The 24,211-nt window shown below is 67.1% G+C and carries 26 protein-coding genes and 1 pseudogene; 21 read left to right on the top strand and 6 right to left on the bottom strand.

Annotation, left to right across the window (positions count from 1 at the left end):
* Positions 1-51: 51 nt before the first annotated feature.
* The gene (locus QM789_RS20480; RefSeq protein WP_420353684.1) at positions 52-411 is read left to right on the top strand and encodes a MerR family transcriptional regulator; all 360 of its coding nucleotides are present in this window, start codon (positions 52-54) and stop codon (positions 409-411) included.
* Between the two features lie 13 nt (positions 412-424).
* Here QM789_RS20480 and QM789_RS20475 read toward each other — a convergent pair whose 3' ends face one another.
* The 3 genes and pseudogenes from QM789_RS20475 to QM789_RS20465 all read right to left on the bottom strand — a co-directional run.
* Positions 425-643 carry a hypothetical protein gene (locus QM789_RS20475; protein ID WP_420353683.1) on the bottom strand — a complete coding sequence of 73 codons (219 nt, stop codon included), beginning with the start codon at positions 641-643 and terminating at the stop codon, positions 425-427.
* Complete coding sequence (locus QM789_RS20470) at positions 640-879, bottom strand: helix-turn-helix domain-containing protein (protein WP_420353967.1); 240 nt, start codon at positions 877-879, stop codon at positions 640-642. Before QM789_RS20470 ends, QM789_RS20475 begins: the two co-directional genes overlap by 4 nt.
* 261 nt (positions 880-1,140) lie before the next feature.
* Positions 1,141-1,422: pseudogene (locus QM789_RS20465) on the bottom strand (AraC family ligand binding domain-containing protein); the annotation flags it as partial.
* 67 nt (positions 1,423-1,489) lie between these two features.
* On the opposite strand from QM789_RS20465, the gene QM789_RS20460 reads away from it, so the two are divergent.
* Positions 1,490-2,080, top strand: a complete 591-nt coding sequence (locus QM789_RS20460; protein WP_420353682.1) for an NADPH-dependent F420 reductase — start codon at positions 1,490-1,492, stop codon at positions 2,078-2,080.
* A gap of 136 nt (positions 2,081-2,216) precedes the next feature.
* On the opposite strand, the gene QM789_RS20455 is transcribed toward QM789_RS20460, so the two are convergent.
* Positions 2,217-3,122: a LysR substrate-binding domain-containing protein gene (locus QM789_RS20455; protein WP_420353681.1), complete on the bottom strand. Its 906-nt coding sequence runs from the start codon at positions 3,120-3,122 to the stop codon at positions 2,217-2,219.
* 84 nt (positions 3,123-3,206) lie between these two features.
* Between QM789_RS20455 and QM789_RS20450 the strand changes: the two genes are divergently transcribed.
* Complete coding sequence (locus tag QM789_RS20450; protein WP_420353680.1) at positions 3,207-3,872, top strand: FMN-dependent NADH-azoreductase; 666 nt, start codon at positions 3,207-3,209, stop codon at positions 3,870-3,872.
* Positions 3,873-3,874: 2 nt separating this feature from the next.
* Here the strand turns inward: QM789_RS20450 and QM789_RS20445 are convergent, their stop codons facing one another.
* Positions 3,875-4,762 carry a LysR family transcriptional regulator gene (locus QM789_RS20445; protein ID WP_420353679.1) on the bottom strand — a complete coding sequence of 296 codons (888 nt, stop codon included), beginning with the start codon at positions 4,760-4,762 and terminating at the stop codon, positions 3,875-3,877.
* A gap of 96 nt (positions 4,763-4,858) precedes the next feature.
* Between QM789_RS20445 and QM789_RS20440 the strand changes: the two genes are divergently transcribed.
* The 10 genes from QM789_RS20440 (at position 4,859) to QM789_RS20395 (ending at position 14,078) form a co-directional block, all read left to right on the top strand.
* The gene (locus QM789_RS20440; protein WP_420353678.1) at positions 4,859-5,833 is read left to right on the top strand and encodes a hypothetical protein; all 975 of its coding nucleotides are present in this window, start codon (positions 4,859-4,861) and stop codon (positions 5,831-5,833) included.
* A complete protein-coding gene (locus tag QM789_RS20435) occupies positions 5,830-6,618 on the top strand; it encodes an SDR family NAD(P)-dependent oxidoreductase (protein ID WP_420353677.1) in 789 nt (262 codons plus the stop codon). Before QM789_RS20440 ends, QM789_RS20435 begins: the two co-directional genes overlap by 4 nt.
* A 371-nt stretch (positions 6,619-6,989) precedes the next feature.
* Entirely contained in the window at positions 6,990-7,904 is a 915-nt protein-coding gene (locus QM789_RS20430; protein ID WP_420353676.1) for a LysR family transcriptional regulator, read from the top strand.
* A gap of 96 nt (positions 7,905-8,000) precedes the next feature.
* Positions 8,001-8,978 carry an isopenicillin N synthase family dioxygenase gene (locus QM789_RS20425; RefSeq protein WP_420353675.1) on the top strand — a complete coding sequence of 326 codons (978 nt, stop codon included), beginning with the start codon at positions 8,001-8,003 and terminating at the stop codon, positions 8,976-8,978.
* Positions 8,975-9,727 carry an alpha/beta fold hydrolase gene (locus QM789_RS20420; RefSeq protein ID WP_420353674.1) on the top strand — a complete coding sequence of 251 codons (753 nt, stop codon included), beginning with the start codon at positions 8,975-8,977 and terminating at the stop codon, positions 9,725-9,727. Before QM789_RS20425 ends, QM789_RS20420 begins: the two co-directional genes overlap by 4 nt.
* A complete protein-coding gene (locus QM789_RS20415; protein WP_420353673.1) occupies positions 9,724-10,689 on the top strand; it encodes an ABC transporter substrate-binding protein in 966 nt (321 codons plus the stop codon). Before QM789_RS20420 ends, QM789_RS20415 begins: the two co-directional genes overlap by 4 nt.
* A gap of 4 nt (positions 10,690-10,693) precedes the next feature.
* On the top strand, positions 10,694-11,104 hold the full coding sequence (locus tag QM789_RS20410; protein ID WP_420353672.1) for a hypothetical protein: 411 nt from the start codon (positions 10,694-10,696) through the stop codon (positions 11,102-11,104).
* Positions 11,011-11,472 carry a nucleoside deaminase gene (locus QM789_RS20405; RefSeq protein WP_420353966.1) on the top strand — a complete coding sequence of 154 codons (462 nt, stop codon included), beginning with the start codon at positions 11,011-11,013 and terminating at the stop codon, positions 11,470-11,472. Before QM789_RS20410 ends, QM789_RS20405 begins: the two co-directional genes overlap by 94 nt.
* A gap of 177 nt (positions 11,473-11,649) precedes the next feature.
* Complete coding sequence (locus tag QM789_RS20400; RefSeq protein WP_420353671.1) at positions 11,650-12,879, top strand: alginate export family protein; 1,230 nt, start codon at positions 11,650-11,652, stop codon at positions 12,877-12,879.
* Between the two features lie 83 nt (positions 12,880-12,962).
* Positions 12,963-14,078, top strand: coding sequence for an HPP family protein (locus QM789_RS20395; protein WP_420353670.1), 1,116 nt, complete (start codon positions 12,963-12,965; stop codon positions 14,076-14,078).
* A gap of 11 nt (positions 14,079-14,089) precedes the next feature.
* Here QM789_RS20395 and QM789_RS20390 read toward each other — a convergent pair whose 3' ends face one another.
* On the bottom strand, positions 14,090-14,710 hold the full coding sequence (locus QM789_RS20390) for a LysE family translocator (RefSeq protein WP_420353669.1): 621 nt from the start codon (positions 14,708-14,710) through the stop codon (positions 14,090-14,092).
* A 243-nt stretch (positions 14,711-14,953) separates the two neighbouring features.
* Here QM789_RS20390 and QM789_RS20385 point away from each other — a divergent pair, with 243 nt between their 5' ends.
* From QM789_RS20385 to QM789_RS20350, 8 genes are all read left to right on the top strand, one after another.
* Complete coding sequence (locus QM789_RS20385; RefSeq protein ID WP_420353668.1) at positions 14,954-16,579, top strand: ABC transporter ATP-binding protein; 1,626 nt, start codon at positions 14,954-14,956, stop codon at positions 16,577-16,579.
* Between the two features lie 154 nt (positions 16,580-16,733).
* Positions 16,734-17,237, top strand: a complete 504-nt coding sequence (locus tag QM789_RS20380; RefSeq protein WP_420353667.1) for a MarR family winged helix-turn-helix transcriptional regulator — start codon at positions 16,734-16,736, stop codon at positions 17,235-17,237.
* Positions 17,234-17,932 carry an SDR family NAD(P)-dependent oxidoreductase gene (locus QM789_RS20375; protein ID WP_420353666.1) on the top strand — a complete coding sequence of 233 codons (699 nt, stop codon included), beginning with the start codon at positions 17,234-17,236 and terminating at the stop codon, positions 17,930-17,932. The genes QM789_RS20380 and QM789_RS20375 overlap by 4 nt, the downstream gene beginning before the upstream one ends.
* 1 nt (position 17,933) lies before the next feature.
* Positions 17,934-19,265, top strand: a complete 1,332-nt coding sequence (locus tag QM789_RS20370) for an NAD(P)/FAD-dependent oxidoreductase (protein WP_420353665.1) — start codon at positions 17,934-17,936, stop codon at positions 19,263-19,265.
* Positions 19,266-19,330: 65 nt separating this feature from the next.
* On the top strand, positions 19,331-20,986 hold the full coding sequence (locus tag QM789_RS20365; RefSeq protein ID WP_420353664.1) for a peptide ABC transporter substrate-binding protein: 1,656 nt from the start codon (positions 19,331-19,333) through the stop codon (positions 20,984-20,986).
* Positions 20,987-21,046: 60 nt separating this feature from the next.
* Entirely contained in the window at positions 21,047-21,997 is a 951-nt protein-coding gene (locus QM789_RS20360; RefSeq protein WP_420353663.1) for an ABC transporter permease, read from the top strand.
* Positions 21,998-22,008: 11 nt separating this feature from the next.
* Entirely contained in the window at positions 22,009-22,884 is an 876-nt protein-coding gene (locus tag QM789_RS20355) for an ABC transporter permease (RefSeq protein ID WP_420353662.1), read from the top strand.
* A complete protein-coding gene (locus QM789_RS20350; protein WP_420353661.1) occupies positions 22,881-24,203 on the top strand; it encodes an NAD(P)/FAD-dependent oxidoreductase in 1,323 nt (440 codons plus the stop codon). Before QM789_RS20355 ends, QM789_RS20350 begins: the two co-directional genes overlap by 4 nt.
* The last annotated feature ends 8 nt before the right edge of the window (positions 24,204-24,211 follow it).

Below are 24,211 nucleotides of genomic sequence, written 5' to 3'. Positions count from 1 at the left end.
AGAGCCGCCTCTCTACACTGTGACAGCGCTGTCAGGGTCAAGGGGTGTTTCATGAAGATCGGCGAACTATCGCGGCGCAGCCGGACCAGCATCCGCATGCTGCGCTATTACGAGGGCGAGGGCCTGCTAACACCTGTGCGCGGGCCGAACGGCTATCGCGATTATGACGCGCGGGATGTGGAAACGGTGCGACGGATCAGAAGCCTCGGCACGGCGGGGATGACGCTGCCGGTGATCCGGCAGTTCCTGCCCTGCGCGCTGGAAGACCGCGGGGCATTCGAGCCCTGCGATGAGTTGAAGGACACGCTGCGCCGCCAGATCGCGCTGGTCGAGGATCAGGTGGCGAAACTGGCGGACAGCCGTGCCCTGCTGGCGGATCTTCTGGACGCGATGGAACGGTCAACGCCCTGACCGCCGCAGTGCTTCAGGAGGAAACCACTGTCCGCAGCCAGGCCATCACCGCCCGAACATCCGCGCGGGCGGCGTTCTCGGCGGTTGTCAGCAGGTGATAGGCGTGCCCTTCGATGACCGGCCCGAACGGATGGCACAGGACGCCTTGCGACAGCTCGTCCTCGACCAGAACAAGGCTGGCGATCATCGCGCCATGACCGGCGATGGCGGCCTGAATGGCGTGACCTCTCACCCCGACAGGATGCGCGAGGGCGTCGTGCCGAAAAGCTGCCTGAACGCCGCGATGAACGAAGACACGTCGGAATATCCAACGGCGAAGGCGGCTTCGGTGACGCTGGATCCGTCCGACAGATGTTCCAGCGCCACTTGCAGCTTCAGATGCTGACGCCAGCGACCGAAGGTCAGCCCGGTCTCCTTCACGAAAAGCCGCGCGGCCGTCCGTTCGGTCAGCGCGGCCTCTGCCGACAGGGCCGCCAGTGTCGCGTTGCACTCCGGCGCGGCGAACAGCCGCCCGGCGATCCGGCGCAGCCGGGCGTCCGCCGGCTCCGGCAGGTAGATGTCCGTCGGCCTGAGCGCCGGCAGCCTGTCCAGCAGCACGGCCACCAGCCGGGCTTCCGCGCCGTGCCCGGGGTAGTCGCCGCCGAAGCCGGACGCCGCGATCAGCAATTCGTCGGTCAGCCGATCCACCGCGACGGCCCGCACCCCTTCCGGCACATCGAGCACTCCCGGCTCGACATAGCAGGTGGTCAGCCAGAACGGCGCCCGGCTGGCGATCCGATGCTCCACCCCCGGCCCGATCCAGACCGCCCTTTGCGGCGGGATGACGAAACGGGCGTGGCGGGTCATCACGGTCAACACCCCCGTGCTGACATGGATGAGCTGCGACCGCCGGTGGCTGTGCCACGGCACCTGCATGCGCTCGTGCCGGTCGGACAGCACGAAGACCGGTCGCGATGTCGCGTCCGGGTCCACGATTCCGGGATTTGTCTGTCTCGCCCTATCAATTGGCATCACAGGGCGAGAATACCATGTTTGCCCCGGCTATGTCTCGATCATTCAACGAGACAGGAGCAACAGAATGACCATCGTGGTTCTCGGAAAAGGCAATATGGGCGCACCCATCGCGGCGCTCGCCCGGAAGGCCAGGCATGAGGTGCTGTCCTTCGGCCGTGAAGGCGCGCCGGTCAAGGCTCTGGAACAGGCCGGGATCGTCGTCATCGCCACGAAATATCCCAAGGCGATTGAAATCGTCAGCGATCCGGCAGTGGCCCGCGTCTTGGCACGCAAGATCGTCATCGACGTGACCAACCCGCTCGCCGATGACTTCATGAGCCTGACGCTCGGCCATGCCACTTCCGCCGCCGAAGAGATCGCCGCCCGCCTGCCCGGCGCGCATGTCGTCAAGGCGTTCAGCACCGTCTTTGCCGCCGTCCTCGCCCTGCGCGCCGAGGGACGCGAGGTCTCGGTCCCCGTTCTCGTGGCGGGCGATGACACGGAGGCGGTGGGCGCGGTCATCGCGCTCGCGCAGGCGTTCGGGCTTGAGGCCATTCCGGCGGGCGCTTTGCAGAACGCGCGCTATCTGGAACCGATGACCGAACAACTGATCCAGTTTGGCTATGGCCTCGGGATGGGCGACCGGATCGGCCTGGCGCTGGTCAGGGCAGGCTAGACCCGCGGCATCTCCACCAGCGCACGCAGCGCGGCGGGGGTAGTAGGGGAAGAAGCCGGGAAAGGGCGGGCACCAGTCTTCGAGCAGGATCTTCTGGACGCGATGGAACGGTCAACACCCTGACCACCGCAGCGCTTCAGGCGGGAACCACTGTCCGCAGCCACGCCATCACCGCCTGAACATCTTCGCGGGCGGCGTTCTCGGCGGTTGTCAGCAGGTGATAGGCGTGCCCTTCGATGACCGGCCCGAACGGATGGCACAGGACGCCTTGCGACAGCTCGTCCTCGACCAGAACAAGGCTGGCGATCATCGCGCCATGACCGGCGACGGCGGCCTGAATGGCGTGGCTCTCATCGCTGAAGCGCAGCCCGGCGGTGGTATCCAGCCCGTCCAGATCGGCGAGGCTGCGCCAGTTCACCCAGTCTGGCTGCATGTCGCGGCGGTGCCATTCGGAATGGATCAGTGTCGTTTGCAGCAGGTCGGCGGGCGCGGAAAGGCCAAGCCGGGGGCTGCACACCACCCCGAAACGCTCCCGGCAGAGGGGTTCGGCAATCAGGCCGGGGAACGGGCCATCGCCATAGCGCAGGGCAATATCCGCCCCGCCGCGCCGCAGATCGACCACCTCCTCACTGGCATGAAGCCGCAGGTCATGGTCCTGCCATTGCGCGCGGAACGCCGCCAGCGCGGGGATGAGGCGCCGGGCGGTGAACAGTGTCGTCGCCGTAAGCGTCACCGCCCGGCGGCTTTGCGGATACAGCGCGGCGATGGCACGGGCGAAACCGTCCAGCCCCTCGCGCAGCACCGGGTAAAGCTGCGCCCCTTCCGGCGTCAGCGAAACCCGCCGGATATGGCGCACGAACAGCCGCAGGCCGAGGGTTTCCTCCAGCAGCCGCACCTGATGGCTGATCGCGGTCGGTGTCACGGCAAGTTCCTCGGCCGCCATGCGAAAGCTCAGATGCCGTGCCGCCGCCTCGAAGGCGCGCAGCGCCGGAAGCGGGGGCAGTTTCCTGCGCTGGATTATAGATGATTCAAACTGTTCCATCACCTGAGACATTCGCCTTTGTCATCAGGCTATGCAATCGACAAAACCCTCCGTGAGTGAGCCAGTCAGTTTCATGGAGAGACGATGAAAATCCTGCATATCAACGCCAGCGCCCGCCCCGGCCGATCGGGAACCGATCCGCGCGGATCGCATACCCGCCGCCTGACCCATCGTTTCGTCCAGCGCTGGCAGGATGCCCGGCCCGGCGATACCGTCACCTGTCGCGATGTTGGGCAGGCGCCGCCCTCCCCGGTCAGCGGCGACTGGATTGCCGCCGCCTCTACCCCGCCCGAACGGCGGGACGCGGCGGCGCGGGCGCGGCTGGCCGAAAGCGACGAACTGGTGGCGGAACTGATCGCGGCCGATGTCGTGGTGATCGGGGCGCCGATGTATAATTTCGGCGTTCCGGCCCAGCTCAAAGCGTGGATCGACAATATCGTCCGCGTCGGCCTGACCTTCGGTTTCGACCGCAGCCGCGCGGGGGAGCCGTATTGGCCGATGCTGGCGCCGGGAAAGCGGCTGGTGATCCTCGCCGCGCGCGGGGATTACGGCTATGATCCGGGCGGTCGGTTGGAGGCGATGAACCTGGTGGAACGCGGTATCGCCGTCCCGCTCGGGTATCTGGGCCTGACCGAGGTGCATTCCGTCGCCATCGAATATGACGAATTCGCGGATGAACGGCTGGCGGCCTCGATCCGCGATGCCGAGGCGCGCGTGGATGATCTGGTCGCGCGGCTGTTGCCTGCGTGATGTCAGACCCGCAGCATCTCCACCAGCGCACGCAGCGCGGCGGGGGGTTGGCGGCGGCCGGGATAGTAGAGGAAGAAGCCAGGGTATGGCGGGCACCAGTCCTCCAGCACTCGGATCAGGCGGCCCGCCGCCAGATGATCCGCGACATGCTGTTCCGTCGCATAGGCCAGCCCCACGCCGGAGAGCGCGGCATCGACCATCAGATCGGGGTCGTTCAGGATCAGCGGCCCGGTCACGGCGACGCTCAGCGCCTGCCCATCCTTCGCGAACTCCCAGCGGTAGAGCGCGCCGCTGCCCGGCTGGCGCCAGCCGATGCAGGCGTGGCGGTGCAGGTCGCGCGGAGTCTCCGGCGCGGGGAAGCGGGCGAGGTAGTCGGGCGCCGCCACCACCGCCGCGCGCAGGTCTGGCGTAACGCGGACGGCGATCATGTCCCGGTCGAGGCTTTCGCCCAGCCGGATGCCCGCGTCGAACCCCTGTTTCACGATGTCGACAAAGCCGTTCTCCGCCGCCACCTCCAGCGTGACATCCGGGTAACGGTCGGAAAAGGCGCGGAACTTCGGCACCAGAACCCGCGCCGCCACCGCGCGCGGCACGCTGATCCGCACCGTCCCTGCGGGATGGTCGCGGAAGGTGTTGATGGTCTCGACCGCGGTTTCGATACGGGCGAAGGCCGGGCCGATCTGGCGCAACAGGGCCTCCCCGGCCTCGGTCAGGGCAACCGTCCGGGTGGTCCGGCTGACCAGCCGCACGCCGAGCTTTTCCTCCAAAGACCGCAGCGAATGCGAGAGCGTCGAGGGCGTCAGGTTCAGCCGCGCGGCCGCCCGGCGAAAGCCACCCTCTTCGGCAATCGCCACGAAGGCCGCCAGTTCTCCGAAATCGCCCGTCCGCATGATTGGTGAATTTGACCCAACACCGCGTGCGATGCAAGGCGGATTATCCCGAACAATCTCCCGCAGTAGGATGCGCCGAACGATAGGAGACGACCGATGAAATTCCTCACTGCGCTGGCGCTGTGCCTCGCGCTTCCCGCCGCCGCGCAGGTGCCCGACCTGTTCCCCCTGCCCGACGATTTCTATCCCGAGAGCGTTGCCATCGCCGAGGACGGCACCACCTATATCGGAAGCTGGCATCAGGGCTCCGTCGCGCGGCTGCGCCCCGGCGAGACCCGTACCGAGGTCTTCATTCCGCCGGGCAGCAACGGGCTGTTCAACACGCAGGGGCTGCTGATTGATGCCGCGCGCGAAACGCTCTGGGCCTGCTCCGGCGACACGGGGTTCAGCACCGCGCCCCGGACCGAAAGCGCGCTGAAGGCGTTCGACCTGACGACCGGCGCACCGAAGGCCAGCTACGCCCTGCCCGGCGGTGGCTATTGCAACGATCTGGCGCTGGATGCGGGCCGGGTCTTCGTGTCGGACACGAAACGCCCGCGGATTCTGGTGCTGGATGCGGCGGAGGCGGAGCTGCGGGTCTGGGCCGAAAACCCCGCCTTCTGTGACGGGCCGATGTGCCTGAACGGCATCACGATCGACCCGGGCAAGGCGGTCTATGTCTCGCGTGTTGCCGCCGCGCAGGAATTGCTGCGGGTCGGGCTGAGGGATGGCGCGGTGACGTCGGTGCCGATGCCGCGCGTGCTGAAGAACGCCGACGCGATCCGCTTCGTCGATGGCCGGATCGTGATCTTCGAGAACAACACTTTCGCCGCCAACGATCCGCTGAACGGCTCGATCTCCGTCGCCACGCTGCACCCGGACGGCCCCGCCACCCTCGACACGTTGGCGAACGGGCTGGCCGATCCCAGTTCCGGCGCGGTGCATGACGGCAGGATCTACTTCATCGAGTTCGAAATACACGGTGCTGTTCCGCCATGCGCCGGACGCCGGCCCCGTCGAACCCGGCGTGCCCTTCATCGTCAACTCGATCACCCTGCCTGCGCAACAATAGTCCCAGGAGCGCAATCATGACCACCGAAACCGCAACTCCCCCCAGGCTTCAGGATCGCGTCGCTATCGTCACCGGTGGCGGTACCGGCATCGGCCGGGCGGCGGCGCTGGCCTATGCCCGTGAAGGCGCGGCGGTTGTCCTTGCCGGACGCCGCCGGGCGGAGATCGAAGCCGTCGCGGCGGAGATCACCGCCCAGGGCGGCGCCGCGCTGGCCGTGCCGACCGATGTAGCGCGCGAGGACGACATCCGCCGCCTGATCGGTGCCACAATCGACCGCTTCGGCCGTCTGGATGCCGCCTTCAACAACGCCGGGATCCTCGGGAATTTCGCGCCGATCATGGAACAGAGCAGTGCCGATTTCGATGCCGTCATCGCCACCAACCTGCGCGGCGTCTGGCTGTCGGTGAAATACCAGATCGAGGCGTTTCTTGCGCAGGGAACGGGCGGCAGCATCGTCAATACCTCGTCGTGGCTGGCGCAGGGCGCGCTGGCCGGATCGTCCAGCTATTCGGCCAGCAAGGGCGCGCTGGATGCGATGATCCGGGCAGTGGCGCTGGAATACGGGCCGAAGGGCATCCGGATCAACAACATCGCCCCCGGCATCATCGACACGCCGATGGCGCGCGGCGGCTGGTCGGACGCCTCCGCCTTCATCCCCTTCGTCGAGCATACCCCAGCCAGACGCGCGGGCCTGCCCGAGGACGCGGGCGACGTCGCGGTCTGGCTCTCTACCGACGAGGCCCGCTTCGTCACCGGCCAGAGCCTCCTCGTGGACGGCGGCTATACCATCGCCGGCCTGCGCTGAGGGATCGCACGGCGCCCCTCGGAACAGGCAGGAACCCCACATCCGACGGCAAAGCGGCCGGTATGGGCGCGTTACGGAATCGCGGGTCTCTCTTTGTGCCCGTTTGCGAAACCTGCGGATCCGGCGTTTTGTTGGATATGGCCGGTTTTGGGAGCCGCCGACGACCGCTATATCATCCCCGACCTGATGCGGCGGGCGTTCGACCGGTCGGGACAAACCGCAACCGGCAGAGCCCCCTGTCGCGTGGCATCCGGGCGACGATGCGGCGGTCACTTCGCGCTGGCGCGGGGCGAAGCCGGAGCGGCAGACGTTTCGCCCTCGTCCCGCGCGGATGATCGGGGCATGATCGGCGCATCCGACGGGAGATCCTGATGCGCCTTCATGCCGCTTCGCTGTATTATTTCGACGCCGTGCGCCGCGCAGGGTCCATCCGCGCGGCGGCGCGGCGGCTCAATGTCGCCTCTTCGGCGGTGAACCGGCAGATCCTGAAGCTCGAAGACGAGATCGGCGCGGTGCTGTTCGAGCGCGTTCCGGGCGGCGTGCGGCTGACCGCGGCGGGGGAGGCGCTGGCCCGTCATGTCGTTGTGGTCCTTCAGGATTTCGAGCGCGCCCGGGGCGAGATCGAGGGCCTGAAGGGCGCGCGGATCGGGCATGTGGACATCGTGACGATCGAGGGGCTGACCCGGACCTTTCTGCCCGAGGCCCTCGGCCAGTTGCACGACCGCGCGCCCCGCATCACCGTCAGCGCCACCACCCAGGGTTCGGACCGGATCGCCGCGATGGTGACCGGGGGGCAGGCCGATATGGGCATCGGTTTCGACATCCAGCGCCAGCCCGATCTGCGGCAGGCGGCGGTGGCGCGGTTCCGGCTCGGGCTGGTGGCGGCGCCCGGTCATCCGCTGGCCGGGCGGCCGTGGGTGACGCTGAACGACTGCATCGGGCACCGGCTGATCCTGCCCGATGCCTCGCTGTCGATCCACCGTATTCTGCGCCCGCTGCTGGCCGATCTGCCGCCGGGTGAGGGTGCCTTCGTCACCTCCTCCTCGGTGCAACTGATGTATCGGATGACGCTGGCGGGGCTCGGGATTTCGTTCCAGACCCGGCTCGGGCTGGAGCCGGAGCTTGCGCGCGGCGAACTGGTGCATGTGCCGCTGATGCGGCAGGGCGAACCGATGTGGAGCGAGTTGGGGATCTATGTCCGGGCCGGGCGGTCGCTGGCGCCCTCGGTGGATCTGACGTTGCGGCTGATGGCGGATCATCTGGTGGCGGTGGCGCGCGAAGGGTGATGCCGAAACGGCATCGGCATGCTGAGAATTCTGTTCTTTGGGGGCGCATGGCGGGGCGGTTAGGGTCGCCCGGTTCCCTGACCGAAGGCCCGACCGATGACCCTGACCGCCCGTTCCGTTTCCGCCGCAGCCCTGCCCGTGATCGACGTCGCGGGGCTGTCGTCCGCTGACCCTGCGGCGCGCGAGGCCGTGGGCCGGGCGCTGCGCGCGGCCTGTCTCGACAAGGGGTTCTTCTATGCCACCGGCCATGGCGTGCCGCAGGGCCTGATCGACGCGGTTTTCGCCGAATCCAAGGCGTTCTTCGACCAGCCGCCCGAGGCCAAGGCGCGGATCGACAAGGCGCATTCCTTCTGCAACCGGGGCTATGAGCCGATGCGGGGGCAGGCGCTGGACCCGACCGCGCCCGCCGACCTGAAGGAAGGGTTCTACATCGGCCCCGAACTGCCGATGGACGACCCGCGCGTGGTCGCGCGCCGGTTCAACCGGGGGCCGAACCAGTGGCCGGAGGATCTGCCCGGCTTCCGCCCGGTGATGCGCGCCTATTTCGCCGCGATGCAGGATCTGGGCGAGCGGCTGATGCGCGGCATGGCGCTGTCGCTGGCCCTGCCCGAAGACCATTTCGCCACCTTCTGCAAGGATCCGCTGATCACGCTGCGGCTGCTGCACTATCCGCCGCAGCCCGCCAAGGCGGCGGAAAACGAGATGGGCGCCGGGGCGCATACCGATTTCGGCGGCCTGACCCTGCTGTTGCAAGATACGGTCGGCGGGTTACAGGTGTTCGATGCGGCATCGGGCGCGTGGATCCATGCGCAGCCGGTGCCCGGCGCCTTTGTCGTCAACCTGGGCGACATGATCCAGCGCTGGACCAACGGGCGCTATCGTTCGACGCTGCATCGGGTGGTGAATGCCTCGGGGCGGGAACGCTATTCGGTGCCGTTCTTCTACACCGGCAACCCCGATGTAGTGGTGGAAAGCCTCGACCCGTCCGAACCCGCGAAATTCCCGCCGATCACGGTCGAGGATCACCTGCGCGAGATGTATGCCCATACCTATGCCGTGGCGCAAAAGGCATGACGGCGGTCATCCTGATCCATGGCGCCTGGCAGGGAAGCTGGGCCTGGGATGCCTTTGTGCCGCTGTTGCGGGCGGCGGGGTTCGATCCGGTCGCGGTGGACCTGCCGGGGAATGGCACGGGGCCGATCCGGCCTGAAGATGTCAGCGCGGCGGATTGCCTGACGCATCTGGAGGGCGTGCTGAACCGCACCGGCCCGGCCCATGTCATCGGCCATTCGGGCGGCGGGGTCTTTGCCTCGATGCTGGCCGAGGCGCGGCCCGATGCGGTGCTGAGCCTGACCTATGTCGCCGGGATGATGCTGCCCGATGGCGGCAGTTTCGCCCGGATCGTGGCCGATCTGCTGCCCGAACACCCGGAGGCCGCAGGCATCGGCCCCTGGCTGATCTGGTCCGATGACCGGCGCCTGTCGCGTGTGCCGCCCGAGGCCGCGCGGAAGATTTTCCTGCACGATTGCCCGCCTGATGCCGCGCAGCGCCTGACACCACAGGGCGAGGGTGCCCGCGCCGTCACCCCGCGCCTGACCCCCGCCCGCTATGGCCGGGTACCGCGTCTGTATGTCGAGGCGACCGGGGACCGTTCCGTCGTGCTCGCGGTGCAGCGCCGGATGCAAGAGCTCTCGCCCGGGGCGGAACGCGCCACACTGACGACCGGGCATGTGCCGCAGCTTGCGGCGCCCGCCGATCTCCTCGCCGTCATCCGGCCCTTTCTGATGGCGCATGAACCCCTGACACAAGGAGCCATGCAGTGAAAACCCTTGCGCTGGCCTGCGCCGTTCTGGCCGCACCCGCCTTTGCCGAAGACGTCACCTTCCTGATCGACTGGCTGCCCTCGGGCGACAAGGCGGCGGTCTATTACGGGGTGGAAAAGGGCTATTTCAAGGACGCGGGCCTTGATGTCACGATCCAGTCGGGCCGGGGCTCGTCCGATGTGGTGACCAAGCTCGCCACCGGCGCGGCGGACATCGGCACCGGGGGCCTCTCGGCGCTGTTGCAGGCGCGGGCGGAAAGCGGCGCGCCGGTGACGGCGATCGCCGCGATCTACACGGTGCAGCCCGATGCGATCTTCACCACCGAGGGCAGCGGCATCACCCGGCTGAAGGATCTCGAAGGCAAGACGGTGGCGACGGCGACCTTCTCGGCCTCGAATGTGGTCTGGCCGATCCTGCTGAAGGAAAACGGTATCGACGCCGACAGTATCAGGCTGCTGAAGGTGGATCCGGGCGCGCTGGCGCCGATGCTGGCGACGGGGCAGATCGCCGCCACGATCAACTGGCTCACCGTCGCCCCGGCCTTTGAGGGGCCGCTGGCGGAGGTCGGCAAGGTGCTGCACAACATCCCGTGGTCGGATGCGGGCTTCGAGGGCTATGGCCTGTCGCTGCTGGCCTCCGACCGGATGATCCAGTCGAAACCCGAAACGCTGCGCAAATTCGTCGCCGCCTATGAGAAGGCGCAGGCTGCGGCGATTGCCGATCCGGCGGGGGCCGCGGCGGCGGTGCAAAGCCTCGCGCCCGGCATCGACCTTGCCGCCGCCGAGGGGCAATGGCGTGCCTCGATCCCGCTGATGGTCAATCCGACCGCCGAAAAGGACGGCGCGGGCGTCTTTGAACCCGGCCTGCTGCGGGCGACGTGGGATTGGGTGGCGCGCTCGCAGGGGCTTGCGCCCGACAGTTTCGATCCGGCGACGGCTGTTGATACCCGCTTTCTGAAGTGACGCGATGATCCCCGAGGCGCTGTTACCCGCCGACCGGCTGATCGTGATGTCGCCGCGCCCGGGCGATATGATCGAGGCGCCGCTGGCGGTATGGGCGGCCACTATCTGGGCGCCGCTGCGAGTGGCGGAGAAGGGGATCGCCTTCTCGACCTCGAACTTCCGCATTCCACAGACCTTTGCGGGGCGCGCCGTTCTGGTGACGCTCAGCCTGATCCTGTTTTGCTCCATCGACCGGATCCGGCGCCGTTTCGCGCCCTGGACCCTCAACCCACCCGCTGACCGGAGACTGCCATGCTTCCCGACCTCGACCACGAAACCTACCTGCGCAAGGCCTTCGACATCGCCCGCGCCGCCCGCGACAAGGGCCAGCATCCGTTCGGCTGCATCCTCGTCGGGCCGGATGGCGCGGTGCTGATGGAGCAGGGCAATGCCTTCGAGGAAGAGGGCCATGACATGACCGCACATGCCGAGCGGCTGATCGCCACGCGGGCCTCGAAACGCTGGCGGCCGGAGGTCCTGAAGGACTGCACGCTGTATACCTCAGCCGAGCCCTGCGCGATGTGTTCCGGCGCGCTCTACTGGGCGGGGGTGGGGCGCGTCGTCTTTGGCCAGACCGAGCATGAGCTGAAGGAGCTGACCGGAAACCACGCGGAAAACCCGACCCTGGATCTGCCCTGCCGCATCGTCTTCGGCGCCGGACAGCGCCCGGTCGAAGTGGTCGGCCCGCTGCTGGCGGAAGAGGCGGCGGAGCTTCAGCGCGGCTTCTGGACCCCCTCCGCCTGACCTCGGGGCGGATCGGGCATCCGCCCCGACCGGGCGGCATAAAACTTCGCCGCGAAGCGTTTTCCGGTGGAGGAAATCCGGCCCTGCCGCGTTGTCGATGAAATGCCGGGTGGATTGCATGACCCTGCCCCCCGGGCGCGGACATGCAGGCCCCGCGTCGATAACAAGGAGATACCGATGAACCGACTTCCCGCCGGGCTTGCCGCCTGCATGGCCCTGTCCGCACCGGCGCTGGCCGAAGACAGCCGGCTGGAAACGCAGTTCCAACTGGGGTGGGAAAGCGAATACGAGGGCAATTTCGACCTTGACGATGACGACCGCGCGGATGTGAACGCCCATGAACTGACCCTGCGCGGCACGCTGCGCTATCGGCATTCCGAAACGGTGCGGGCGCGGCTGGAAGCAGAGGCGGCCCTGATCCGCGATTACACTCAGGGCGAACGGGTGGACCGGATCGAGCGGCTGAAGATCAATCAGGCCTGGATCGGCATCGAAGCCTATGACGGCGGCGAAATCCAGCTGGGCCGGTTCCAGTTGCGCGACCCGCGCGAATGGCTGTTCGATGAAAACCTCGACGGGCTGCGGTTGCTGCACGAAGGGGGGCGCGTCGCGTTCGATCTGTCGCTGTCGCGCGCGGATATGTGGCATCGGGATCTGCTGGATCCGCGCTCGACCGGAGAGCCGGTGAACAACCTCGCCGCGCTGGCGGATGTGGAGGTTCGGGATGGGCTGTGGCTGGGCGGCTATGCGGTGCTGCGCGATGACCGTTCGAAGGGGGACCGTTCGGGCAGGGACCGCCCGCTGCATCTGGGCCTGCGCAGCCACGGCGCACTGACCGGGGCGGTGGAGCATTGGGCCGACCTTGCGTTCGTGCGCGGGACAGACGGCACGCGGCCCCTGCGCGGCCATGCGCTGACGGCGGGGGCGACCTGGACCCTTGGGGCGCGGCGCCTGACGCTGGGCTATGCCTGGGCCAGCGGTGATGACGATCCGCAGGACAATCGCAACACCGAATTCCGCCAGACCGGCCTGCAATCGAACGAAGGCCGCTTCGGCGCCGGGTCCAAACTGAGCTATTACGGCGCGGGGTTCGATCCGGAACTGTCGAACATGGCGATCCTGACCGCCGGGCTGGGCATGAACCCGACAGAGACGCTGGCGCTCGATCTGGTCTACAACCGGTTCCGGCAGGTCGAGGCCAGCGATACCCTGCGCGACAGTGCGCTCGACGCCGATCCGGACGGGATCAGCCGCGATCTGGGAGAGGAAATCGACCTCGTGCTGACCTATGAGCCGGACGAAGACCGGGAGTTTCAACTGGTTCTGGGCTATTTCCGCCCCGGCGATGCCTTTGGCGCGGCGGATGACGCGCTGTATGCACGGCTCGAATTCGAACTCCGCTTCTGATCGGGCGGAGGGGAAAAGACCGCTTGCGCCCTTTGGCAGGTTGCGACAGTTTTGCGCAACACGCCCAAAGAACAGGCACGGACATGACCACGACATTGACCCGGATCGCGCAGGCGCTTGGCCCGGCCATCGGCCCCGGATCGCCGCGCGAGGCGGTGCGGGCGGGGATCGGCGCGCTGGTCGGGCTGGCGGTGGCGGGGCTGTTCCTGCTGTCGCCGATGACGGACCTGCGGCTGGGGCTGTATCTGATCGCGCCTTTCGGGGCGAGCGCGGTGCTGCTGTTCGCGGTGCCGAACAGCCCGCTGGCACAGCCCTGGTCGGCGGTGGTGGGCAATGGCAGCGCGGCGGCGATCGGCGTGCTGGCGACGATGTTCATCCCCGATCCGGCGTGGTGCGTGGCGCTCGCCGTCGGGGGCGCGGTCATGGCGATGATCGCGCTGCGCGCGGTGCATCCGCCCGCCGGTGCGGTGGCGATGACCGCCGCGCTGAACCCGGATGCGATCGGCGAACTGGGCTTTCGGTTCGTGCTGGCGCCGGTGCTGGCGGGAACGGTGGCGCTGGTGGTGCTGGCCATCGCCTATGCCCGGTTGACCGGGCGGCGCTATCCGTTCCGGCAGTTCGACGCGCCCGGCCCGCATGGCACCGCCGACCCTCCCGCACCCGAGCGTCTGGGCCTGTCACGCGACGAACTGGCCGGGATTCTGGAACGGTATCGGCTGAACCTGAACCTCGGGATCGAGGATCTGGCCCGGCTGATCGGGGCCGCCGAGCTTCAGGCCGCGTCGCATCAGGCCGGGCCGCTGACCGCCGCCGACATCATGTCGCGCGACCTTGTGACCGTCACGCCCGACACCCGGTTGCGGGTGGTGGCGGAGCTGTTCAGCACGCATAACTTCACCTCGCTGCCGGTGGCCGAGGACGGCCGCTTCCGGGGCGTGATCTTCCAGATCCACCTGATCCGGCGCGCGGGCGGGGCCCGGTGGGGCGCCCCCACCCGCGCGGAACAGATCATGCAGGCCGACCCGCCCCATGCCGCGCCCGATACCCCCATCGCGGCGCTGCTGCCGCTTCTGGCGCTTGGCGATTGCGATGCGGTGCCGGTGCTGGAGGGCGGGCGGATCCTCGGCATCGTGACGCAGACCGACCTGATCGCCGCCCTGTCACGGCAAAGCCTGCGGCGGGATCTGCCGGTGCGGTGAGCGCCGCGACCTCAGGCCCCGGCCCGCTTCCAGCCCAGGGCGAGCAACCCCGCGCCGATCATCAGTGACCCGCCCGTGCGGTTGACCGCCCTTTGAACGCCGGGCTTGCGGATCGTGTTGCGCGCCATCGCGGCCATCAGGCCGTAGGCGGCGGCGTTGGCCGTTGCCAGCACGAGGAACGTCGCCTCGAACACGACCATCTGGAAGGCGATCGGCTCCGCATGGTTCAGGAACTGCGGCAGGAACGCGACGAAGAAGAGGATACTTTTCGGGTTCAGGGCGGTGACGATATAGCTGTGCAGGAAGATGCGGAGCGGGCGTTCCTTCGCGACCGGAACTGTGCCGTTGCCCGCCACCGGCGCGCGCCAGAGCTTGAGGCCGAGATAGATCAGATAGGCCGCCCCGACCCATTTCAACACGGTGAACAGCGTTGCGGAGGCGGCGAGAAGCGCGCCGAGGCCGAGCATCGAAGCGGTCATCGCGGTGAAGTCGCCCAATGCGACACCGGCGATGGTCGCCGTCGCGGAGCGCTTCCCATGCCCGAGCGCGTATGAGATCACCAGAAGAACGGTCGGCCCGGGAATGGCCAGCAGGACGACCGAGGCCGCGACGAAGGCGAGCCAGAGTTCCATCGACATGTTTCCCCCAAGGTTGCCTGGGTCGAGCAATCCACGAGACCTATCGCAAGGCAAGCCACCGCCGTGAAAATCCACTGGCCCCGGCGCAGCGATCCCCTATTCGGGCGGGGCGGCGGACTCGCCCAAAAATTACGCGGTCGGGGGCTGTCCTGCCGCGCCCCATCGGCTTTGGCTTGCGTGAAGGGGGCGCCGCCTGCCTAATTGCCCGGCATAATAACACAAACGAAAGCCAAAGACATGACGACCCAAGCCCCGGCGCCCGCGCCGATCCTGTCCGTGCGCAACCTCGATGTGGCGATCCCCGGCCTGCGCGACCGCCCCCATGCCGTGCGCAACATCAGCTTCGAGCTGATGCCGGGGGAGATCCTGTGCATCATCGGTGAATCCGGCTCCGGCAAATCGGTGACGGCGAATGCGGTGATGGGCCTTTTGCCGGAGGTGATGCGCGTGACGGCGGGCGAGATCACCTTCCACGGTCGCGACCTGCTGAAGATGCCCGGCTCCGAACGGCGCGCGATGCGGGGCAAGGATATTTCGATCATCTTTCAGGATCCGCTGTCGGCGCTCAATCCGCTGATGACGATCGGCGACCAGATCCGCGAGGTGCTCGACGCCCATCACGTCGGCACGCCCGAAAGCCGCGCCGCGCGCGTGGTCGAGATGCTGACCGAGGTCGGCCTGCCGGACCCCGCGCTGATCCAGCATCAATATCCGTTCCGCCTGTCGGGCGGGCAGCGGCAGCGGGTGATGATCGCGATGGCGCTGGCGCTCGATCCGGAAATCCTGATCGCGGACGAGCCGACCACCGCGCTCGACGTCACCACGCAGGCGCAGATCCTCGACCTGATCCGCAAGGTGCAGCGGCGAAAGGGCATGAGCGTGATGTTCATCACCCATGACTTCGGTGTCGTGGCCGATATTGCCGACCGGGTGATCGTGATGGAAAAGGGCAATCTGATCGAACAGGGTCCGGCGGTGCAGGTGCTGCGCGCCCCCGTGGAACCCTATACGAAAAAGCTCCTCGCCGCCGTGCCGACCCTGCGCGAGACCGACCGCCCCCGCATCGACGACAAGCCGGTGGTGATGCAGGCGACGGGCTTGCACAAGACCTACCGCACCCGCAGCGGCTTCCTTGGCCGGATGCGCGAGGTCCATGCCGTCAACGATGTCAGCTTCACCCTGCGGCAGGGCGAGACGCTGGGCATCGTCGGCGAATCCGGCTCGGGCAAATCCTCGATGGGGCGGGTGCTGATGAAGCTGATGCCGGCGGATGGCGGTGAATTACGCTTCGGCGGCGAAAATATCCTGCCGATGAGCGAGCCGGAATTCCGCCATATGCGGCCGCAGATCCAGATGATCTTTCAGGATCCCTATGCCTCGCTCAACCCGCGCTTCACGGTGGGGCAGGCGCTGACGGTGGGGCCGCTGGCGCATGGCCTGATGACCCATGACGGCGCGCGCAAGCGGGCGTGCGAGATCCTCGAAACCGTGGGGCTGAGCGCCACGGCCTATGACCGTTATCCGCATGAATTCTCGGGCGGGCAGCGGCAACGGGTCGGCATCGCCCGGGCGCTGATGTTCGCGCCGCAGGTGATCATTGCGGATGAGGCGGTCTCGGCGCTCGATGTCTCGATCCAGGCACAGGTGCTGGAACTGCTCAACCGGGTGCAGCGTGAAAGCCGGTTGTCGATGATCTTCATCACCCATGACCTGCGGGTGGCAAGCCAGATCTGCGACGACATTCTGGTGCTGCATCGCGGCAAGGTGGTGGAATACGGCCCGCCCTCGCAGATTTTCCGAAATCCACGGCACGATTATACCCGCTCGCTGGTCGCGGCGATTCCGGGGATGGCGCGGGTCTGACGGATCCGGGAGGATTGTGCCCAAATTATGGACAAGTTGCGTTTCACAATCAAAATGGTTGTTATCTGCAACTTTCCTGTTGCCCGAATCCGACGGCTGTCACACCCTCGACATGTCCCCGAGCCGGAGACAGCGACCGCGAGGATCCCGGACCATGCCGCAGCCCGCACTCCGTGATGATGCCGAAGACGACCCCATCGTCATTGCGGGCTATCGGATCGACGTGCTGGAGGGGGCGTTCAGCTGGTATATCCGTTCGATCAACTCCTTCGTGTCGCAGGATCTGGACCAGCGGATGCGGCATCTCGACATCGCGAAGGGCAAGGGCAAGATCACGGCGCTGCTGCTGATCGACGATTACCCCGGCATCCGCCCTTCGGCGATTGCCGAGGTGCTGATGCGCGACCGCCCGGCCACCGGGCGGATCATCGACCGGCTGGTCACCGCCGGGCTGGTGGAACGCGCCGTGGCGGCGGATGACCAGCGCGCGCAGGCGCTGCGCATCACGCCCGCAGGCCACGATCTGGCCGAAACCGTGCGCGGCATCGTCCGGGCGCAGGAGCGGGAGTTCTTCGATTTCATCGCGCCCGAGGATCGCGCGCCCTTCCTGCGCATCCTCAAGCGGACCTACATGAGAATGAGGCAGAAATGGGAATGACATCGACACGGGTCGCGTTGATCTCGGGCGCAAACCGGGGCATTGGCGCCGCCGTTGCGCGCAAGCTGTTCGCGGATGGCTGGGCGGTTTCGCTGGGCATGCGGCGGCCCGAACTGCCGAATTGGGCCGATCCGGAGCGGGTGCATTGCTTCGCCTATGACGCGCTGGACCCCGCCGCCCCTGCGGGATGGGTGGCCGAGGCCACGGCCCGCTTTGGCCGGATCGACGCGCTGGTTGCCAATGCCGGGATTTCGATCCCGAAATCGGTGGTGGAAATCGGCGATGACGAATTCGATCAGTTGCTCGATGTGAACGTGAAGGCGCCGCGCCGTCTGGCGGCGGCGGCTTGGGAGCGGCTGTGCGAGACCGGCCGGGGGCGGGTGATCATCCTCGCTTCGCTGTCGGGCAAGCGGGTGAAATCCGCGCGTTCGGGCGCCTATTCGGTGTCGAAATTCGCGGCGCTGGCGCTTGCGCATGGGCTGCGGCATGCGGGGTTCGAGAAGGGCGTCCGGGCGACGGCGGTCTGCCCCGGCTTCGTCGCGACCGATATGGCCGCCGCGCTGACCGAGCGCCCGGCGGAGCTGATGACCTCGCCCCATGACCTTGCGCGGGTGATCGCGCTGCTGATCGACCTGCCGAACGAAGCCAGTGTGGCCGAGTTCTGCGTCAACTGCCAGCTTGAGGAGTCGTTCTGACATGCCCGGACCCTATGTCGTTCCGTTTCACGGGGATGCCGACCTGCCGGAGAAGGTCGATGTGGTGGTCATCGGCGGCGGCGCGATCGGGGCATCGACCGCGCTCGAACTGGTCGAACGGGGGCTGAAGGTTGCGCTGTGCGAAAAGGGCGGCATCGGGCATGAGCAGTCCAGCCGCAACTGGGGCTGGGTCCGGATCAGCCGCCGCGACCCGCGCGAAGTGCCGCTGATGGTCGAGGCGATCCGGATCTGGGAACATCAGGCCGAGCGGCTGGGCCGCGATGTCGGTTATAAGCGCACCGGCATCATGTTCACCTGCGCCGATGACAAGGAATATGCCCGCCACGCCGACTGGATCAAGCATCTGGACGGCTATCAGATCGAGACGCGGATGCTGGACCAGCGCGAATTCGATGCGATCTGCCCGGGCGGGCACCTGCCGATCAAGGGTGCGCTCTACACGCCGATCGACGGCCGGGCGGAGCCGCAGAAGGTCGCCCCCGCCGTGGCGGAGGCCGCGCGCGACCGTGGCGCCCATGTGCTGACCGAATGCGCGGTGCGCGGCATCGACACCAAGGGCGGCAAGGTCTGCGGCGTGTTCACCGAGCGCGGCTATATCGGCTGCGATGCGGCCGTTCTGGCCGGCGGCGCGTGGTCGAGCCTGTTGGCGCGCAACACCGGGCTGCGGCTGCCGCAGTTGAAGGTGGTCAATTCGGTGATCCGCACCAGGCCGCTCGACGGTGGGCCGGAGGCGGCGATCTGGTCGAACGGCTTTGCCATCCGCAAGCGGCAGGACGGCGGCTATACCATCGCGAACGGGTTCGAGAACATCGTCGACATCGTGCCCGACAGCTTCCGCTTCTTCCGCGATTTCCTGCCCGCGCTTGGCCATGAATGGCGGGCGCTGCGGCTGCGCGGCAGCTTCCGTTTCCTCGACGAAGCGCGCATCCCCAGCCGGTGGAAAATGGACGAGGCTTCGCCCTTTGAATACTGCCGCGTGCTGGATCCGAAACCCTCGTTCAGCCTTCAGGATCAGGCGCTGCGCAACCTGCGCAAGGCCTATCCGGTGTTCGAAAAGGCCGAAATCGCGCAACGCTGGGCCGGTGCGATCGACGCCACGCCCGATGCGGTGCCGGTGATTTCGGGCGTCGATACGGTGCCGGGGTTCTATATCGCGACCGGCTTTTCCGGCCACGGTTTCGGCATCAGCCCGGGGGCCGGGCGGCTGATGGCGGATATTGTCACCGGGCAGACGCCCTGCGTCGACCCGACCCCGTTCCGCTTCAGCCGCTTTTCGGACGGCACGAAGATGGAGATCATTTCAGGCGTCTGACACCACCCGCGCACCCGCCACAAGAGCGGGGCGCGACACCACCCACCAACAGGGAGCATCCGCAGATGACACAAAAGACCGAATTCACGCTGAACCGGCGCGCGGCGCTGATGATGATGGGGGCGGCGGGGGCCAGCGGGCTGATCCTGCCGTCGATGATCGGGCGGGACGCGGCCTTTGCCGCCAATGCCTCGGCGGAGGGGAAGCTGGTGCTGTCCTTTTCGCAGGAGCCGACGAATTTCAACCCGTTCATGCCGCATATCGAGGTCGATGAGGGCGTCTATTATTCCGTCTTCGATACGCTGTTCGATTTCGACCCGGAGGGCAACCTGTTCCCGGTCCTGGCGACCGAGGTGCCCACCGTCGCGAATGGCGGGATTTCGGCGGACGGCCTGACCTGGACGGTGAAGCTGAAGGAAGGCGTCACCTGGCATGACGGCAAGCCCTTCACCGCCGAGGATGTGAAGTTCAGCCTGCAACTGCCGATGGAGAAGGATTTCCGCTCCGGCCGTTCGACCGGCTATGCGCTGGTGCAGGAGATCACCGTGGTCTCGCCAACCGAAATCCGCTGGACGATGAGCATCCCCTTCGCGCCGATGTCGGCGGTGCTGGCCTCGACCTGGATCGTGCCGAAGCACGCGTTTGACGGCGTGGCGGACAAGAACACCGCGCCCTTCAACAACGCCCCGATCGGCACCGGCCCGTTCAAGTGGAAGAACCGCATGGCGGGCGACCATATCGAACTTGAGGCGAACGCCGCCTATCACATGGACGGCCCTTATTTCAAAACGCTGATCCTGAAATACATTCCCGACCTGAACGTGATGTATACGCAGTTCAAGGCGGGCGACATCGACGTGGTGGGCCTGCAATGGATCACGCCCGACCATTACGAAGAGGCGAAGGCCCTCCCCGGCAAGACCGTCGAGGTCGCCGGAAGCGGCACCTTTGAATCCTTCGGGCTGAACATGATGCGGCCGCAGTTTCAGGATCTGGCCGTGCGGCAGGCGCTTTATGCGGCGATCGACAAGCAGTCGATCATCGACGCGCTCTATTACGGCATCCCGCAGCCGACCGAGACCTACATGCCGCAGCAGTCGGCCTATTACAATCCGGACCTGCCGAAGCACGAATACAGCCTGGAAACGGCGAACAAGCTGCTCGACGATGCCGGTTGGGCGAAGGGCGCCGACGGCATCCGGGCCAAGGACGGCGTGCGGCTGAGCTTCACCAATTCCACCACGGCGGGCAACCACCTGCGCGAACAGGTGCAGCAGTTCCTGCAACAGTCCTTCAAGGACATCGGCGTCGAGATGACGATTTCCAACCTGCCGCCGGCGGTGATGTGGGGCGACTACTGGATGAAGTCGGAGTTCGACACGGTGATCGTCGGGCTGAACGTGCTGCTGGGCGCGGATCCGGATATTTCGGACTATTTCCGTTCGACCAATTCGCCCGCGCGCGGCGGGGCGGGGCAGAACACCTTCTGCTATCAAAGCGCCGAGGTCGATGCCCTGCTCGACGAGGGCGGCAAGACCTTCGTCCCCGAGGACCGCAAGCCGATCTACCGGAAGATGCAGGAGGTCATCCGCAACGACCTGCCGATGCTGCCGATCTTCCAATATGCCGTCGTCAAGGGCCGCAAGGCGAACGTCACCGGCCCGGTGCCGAACGTGAACAACCGCGTCGACAGCTGGAACATCCGCACCTGGAAGATCTGAACCTGACGGCCGGGGCCGTGTGGCCCCGGCGCCACGCAGCCCGGAACGAGAGGTTCCCCGATGCTTCGTTATGTGCTCGGCCGCTTCTGGCAAAGCCTTATCCTGCTGCTGATCGTGTCCTTCATCGGGTTCACGGTCCTCAGCCTCGCGCCCGGCGGGCCACTGTCGCAATTCGCGCTGTCGCCGGGGATGACACAGGAACAGCTCGACAAGATCCGCACGCAGATGGGCCTCGACCGGCCGCTGGTGGTGCAATACCTCGACTGGCTGCGCCATCTGGTCACCGGCGACTGGGGCCGGTCCTACCGCGACGGCCAGCCGGTGCTAGAGATCATCGGACAGCACATGTTCGCCACGCTCCTGCTGATGGGCACGGCGACGGCGCTGGCCGTGGTGCTGGGCACCGGTATCGGCATCGGCAGCGCGCTGCGCCGCGGATCGGCCTTCGACCATACGATGACGGTGCTGTCGATGATCGCGCTGTCAATCCCGACCTTCTGGTTCGGGCTGGTGGCGATCTATGTCTTCTCGCTCGGGCTTGGCTGGTTTCCGGCGGGGAACATGTATACGGTGGGGGACGGCTCGCTGGGCGATTACGCCCGCCATCTGGTCCTGCCCGCGCTGGTTCTGGCGCTGGTCGATGTCGCGGTCTGGAGCCGCTACATGCGCACCGCGACCCTGAACGTCGTCCATCAGGATTTCATCCGCACCGCCCGGGCCAAGGGCCTTGGCCGGGGGCGGATCCTGTTCAAGCATATCGTCGGCAATGCGCTGGTGCCGATGGTGACGCTGGCGGGGTTGCAGCTTCCGGTGCTGCTTTCGGGCGCGCTGGTGACGGAAACGGTGTTCACCTGGCCCGGGATGGGGCGGCTGTTCCTCGATAGTCTGGGGTATTCCGATTATCCGGTGGTGATGGGGCTTTTGATGACCTCCGCCATCCTCGTGCTGATCGGCAACCTTGCCGCCGATCTGATCGTCGCGGCGATCGACCCGCGCATCCGTCTGGAATGAGAGGCCCCACGATGTCCATGACCGAGACCGCCCTGCCCCGCCCCTTCATCCGCTCCCGCGCGCTGCGCCGGTTCCTGCGCCACCGGCTGGCCCTGCTGGGGCTGGTCATGGTGCTGGCGCTGACGCTGGCCTGTTTCATCGGGCCCTGGCTGCTGCCCTTCGACGAGTTGTATATCGACCTGCGCGCCCGCTTTGCGCCGCCCGGAACCGGGGCGCATATCTTCGGCACCGATCCCCTTGGGCGCGACCTGGCCGCGCGGCTGTTCCATGCGGGGCAGGTTTCCATGGCCATCGGCTTTGCCGTGATGCTGATCGCCACGACGATCGGCGCGGTGGTCGGCGTCGTGTCGGGCTATTACGGCGGGCGGATCGCGGCGGTGCTGATGCGGGTGGTGGATGCGTTCCTCGCCTTCCCCTCGGTGTTCCTGATGCTGGTGCTCGCTGCTTTCATCAAGCCCGGCCCGGTGATGATCGCGCTGATCATTTCCGCGACAAGCTGGATGGAGGTCGCCCGCATCGTCGAATCCGAGGTGAAGTCGCTGCGCGACCGCGATTTCGTGCAGGCGGCGCGGATGCTGGGCCTGTCGGGGCGCTGGATCATGTTCCGCGAACTGCTGCCCAATGCCATCGGCCCGATCATCGTCGCCGCCACGCTGACGGTAGCGCGCGCGATCCTGCTCGAAGCCTATATCAGCTTCCTCGGCTACGGGATCCAGCCGCCCTTGCCAAGCTGGGGCAACATGCTCAACGGCGCGCAGCAATATCTGCAATCGGCGCCGTGGCTCGCGCTGGTGCCGGGGATCGCGATCACCATGGCGGTGACCGGGTTCAACTTCATCGGCGACGGGCTGCGCGACGCCTTCGACAGCAGGACGGATCTGCAATGACGCGGTTTTCCCCCTTCGAGGATACGCTTTGGTATGCGACCGCCCCCGCCGCGCCGGAAACGCCGCGGTTGCAGGGCCGCGAAACGGCGGATGTCTGCGTGGTCGGGGGCGGCTATTCCGGGCTGACGACGGCGCTGGAACTGGCGCGCAAGGGCGTTTCGGTCGTGCTGCTCGAACGAATGGAGCTGGGCTTCGGCGGGTCGGGGCGCAACGCGGGGCATTGCACGCCGACCTTCACGCATTACAGCCTGCCCGATCTGCGCCGCGTGCTGGGCGCGCCCTGGGCCGAGCGGCTGATCCACCGCCAGACCCGCGCCAACGACCGGGTGGCCGAGATGGTCGCACGCTATGGCATCGACTGCGAATGGGAGCAGAACGGCTACATTCAGGGCGCGCTGTTTCCCAGCCATATCAAGGTGATGGAGGCGCGCTGCCGCGACTATAACGCCGTCGGCGCCCGCACCCGGATGCTCGACCGGGCCGAGGCCGAGGCGATCACCGGATCGCCGCGCTTCTACGGCGGCTGGCTGCACGAGGAAGCGGGCGGGCTGAATGCGCTGGCCTATGCGCGCGGCCTTGGCCGGGCGGTGCTGTCCGAGGGCGGGCGGATCTTCACCCGCTCCGGCGTTACCGGCTGCACCCGGCTCGATGGCAAATGGCGGCTGCGCAGCGATGAGGGCGAGGTTCTGGCCGAGAAGGTGATCTTCACCACCGGCGCCTATACCGTCGGCGGCTGGCCTCAGCTGGAGCAGACCTTCCGCATCATGCGCGTCTTCGTCGCCGCGACACAGCCGCTTTCGGCCGAAAGCCAGGCCGCCTGCCTGCCCCGCCGCACCACGATCCAGGACGGGCGCGGCGACATCTACGTCTACAAATACAACCGCGAAAACCGCATCGTGGCGTCGATGTTCCCGATGGGGCGGCGCGGGCGGGACATGGCCCATACCCGGCAGGTTCTGAGCGACCGGCTGAAATGGCTCCACCCCGGGGTGCGCGAAACGCTCGACTGGCAGTTTTTCTGGATGGGCGAACTGGACATGCAGCGCCTCACGGTGCCGCGGCTGTATGGCCTTGCGCCCGGGGTGGTGGCGCTGACGGGGCTGTCCGGACGGGGCGTGCCCACGGGCTCGATGCTGGGCGGGATCCTGTCGGAATGGGCGCTGGACGTGCCGGAACGCGACCTGTCGCTGCGCATCGAACCGCTGAGTACCCAGCCCCGCTACATGAGTTTCGCGCCGCAGATGGCGCTGTGCGGCTACCGCCTGCGCGACGATCTGCGCGCGCTGATCCAACGTGCCCCCCTGCCCCCGCATGCCTGAGGGCCATC

Source organism: Paenirhodobacter sp. (assembly GCF_047600745.1).
GTDB lineage: Bacteria > Pseudomonadota > Alphaproteobacteria > Rhodobacterales > Rhodobacteraceae > Rhodobacter.
Note: the sequence above shows the minus strand (reverse complement) of the source record. Positions and strands in the feature narration are given on the sequence as shown.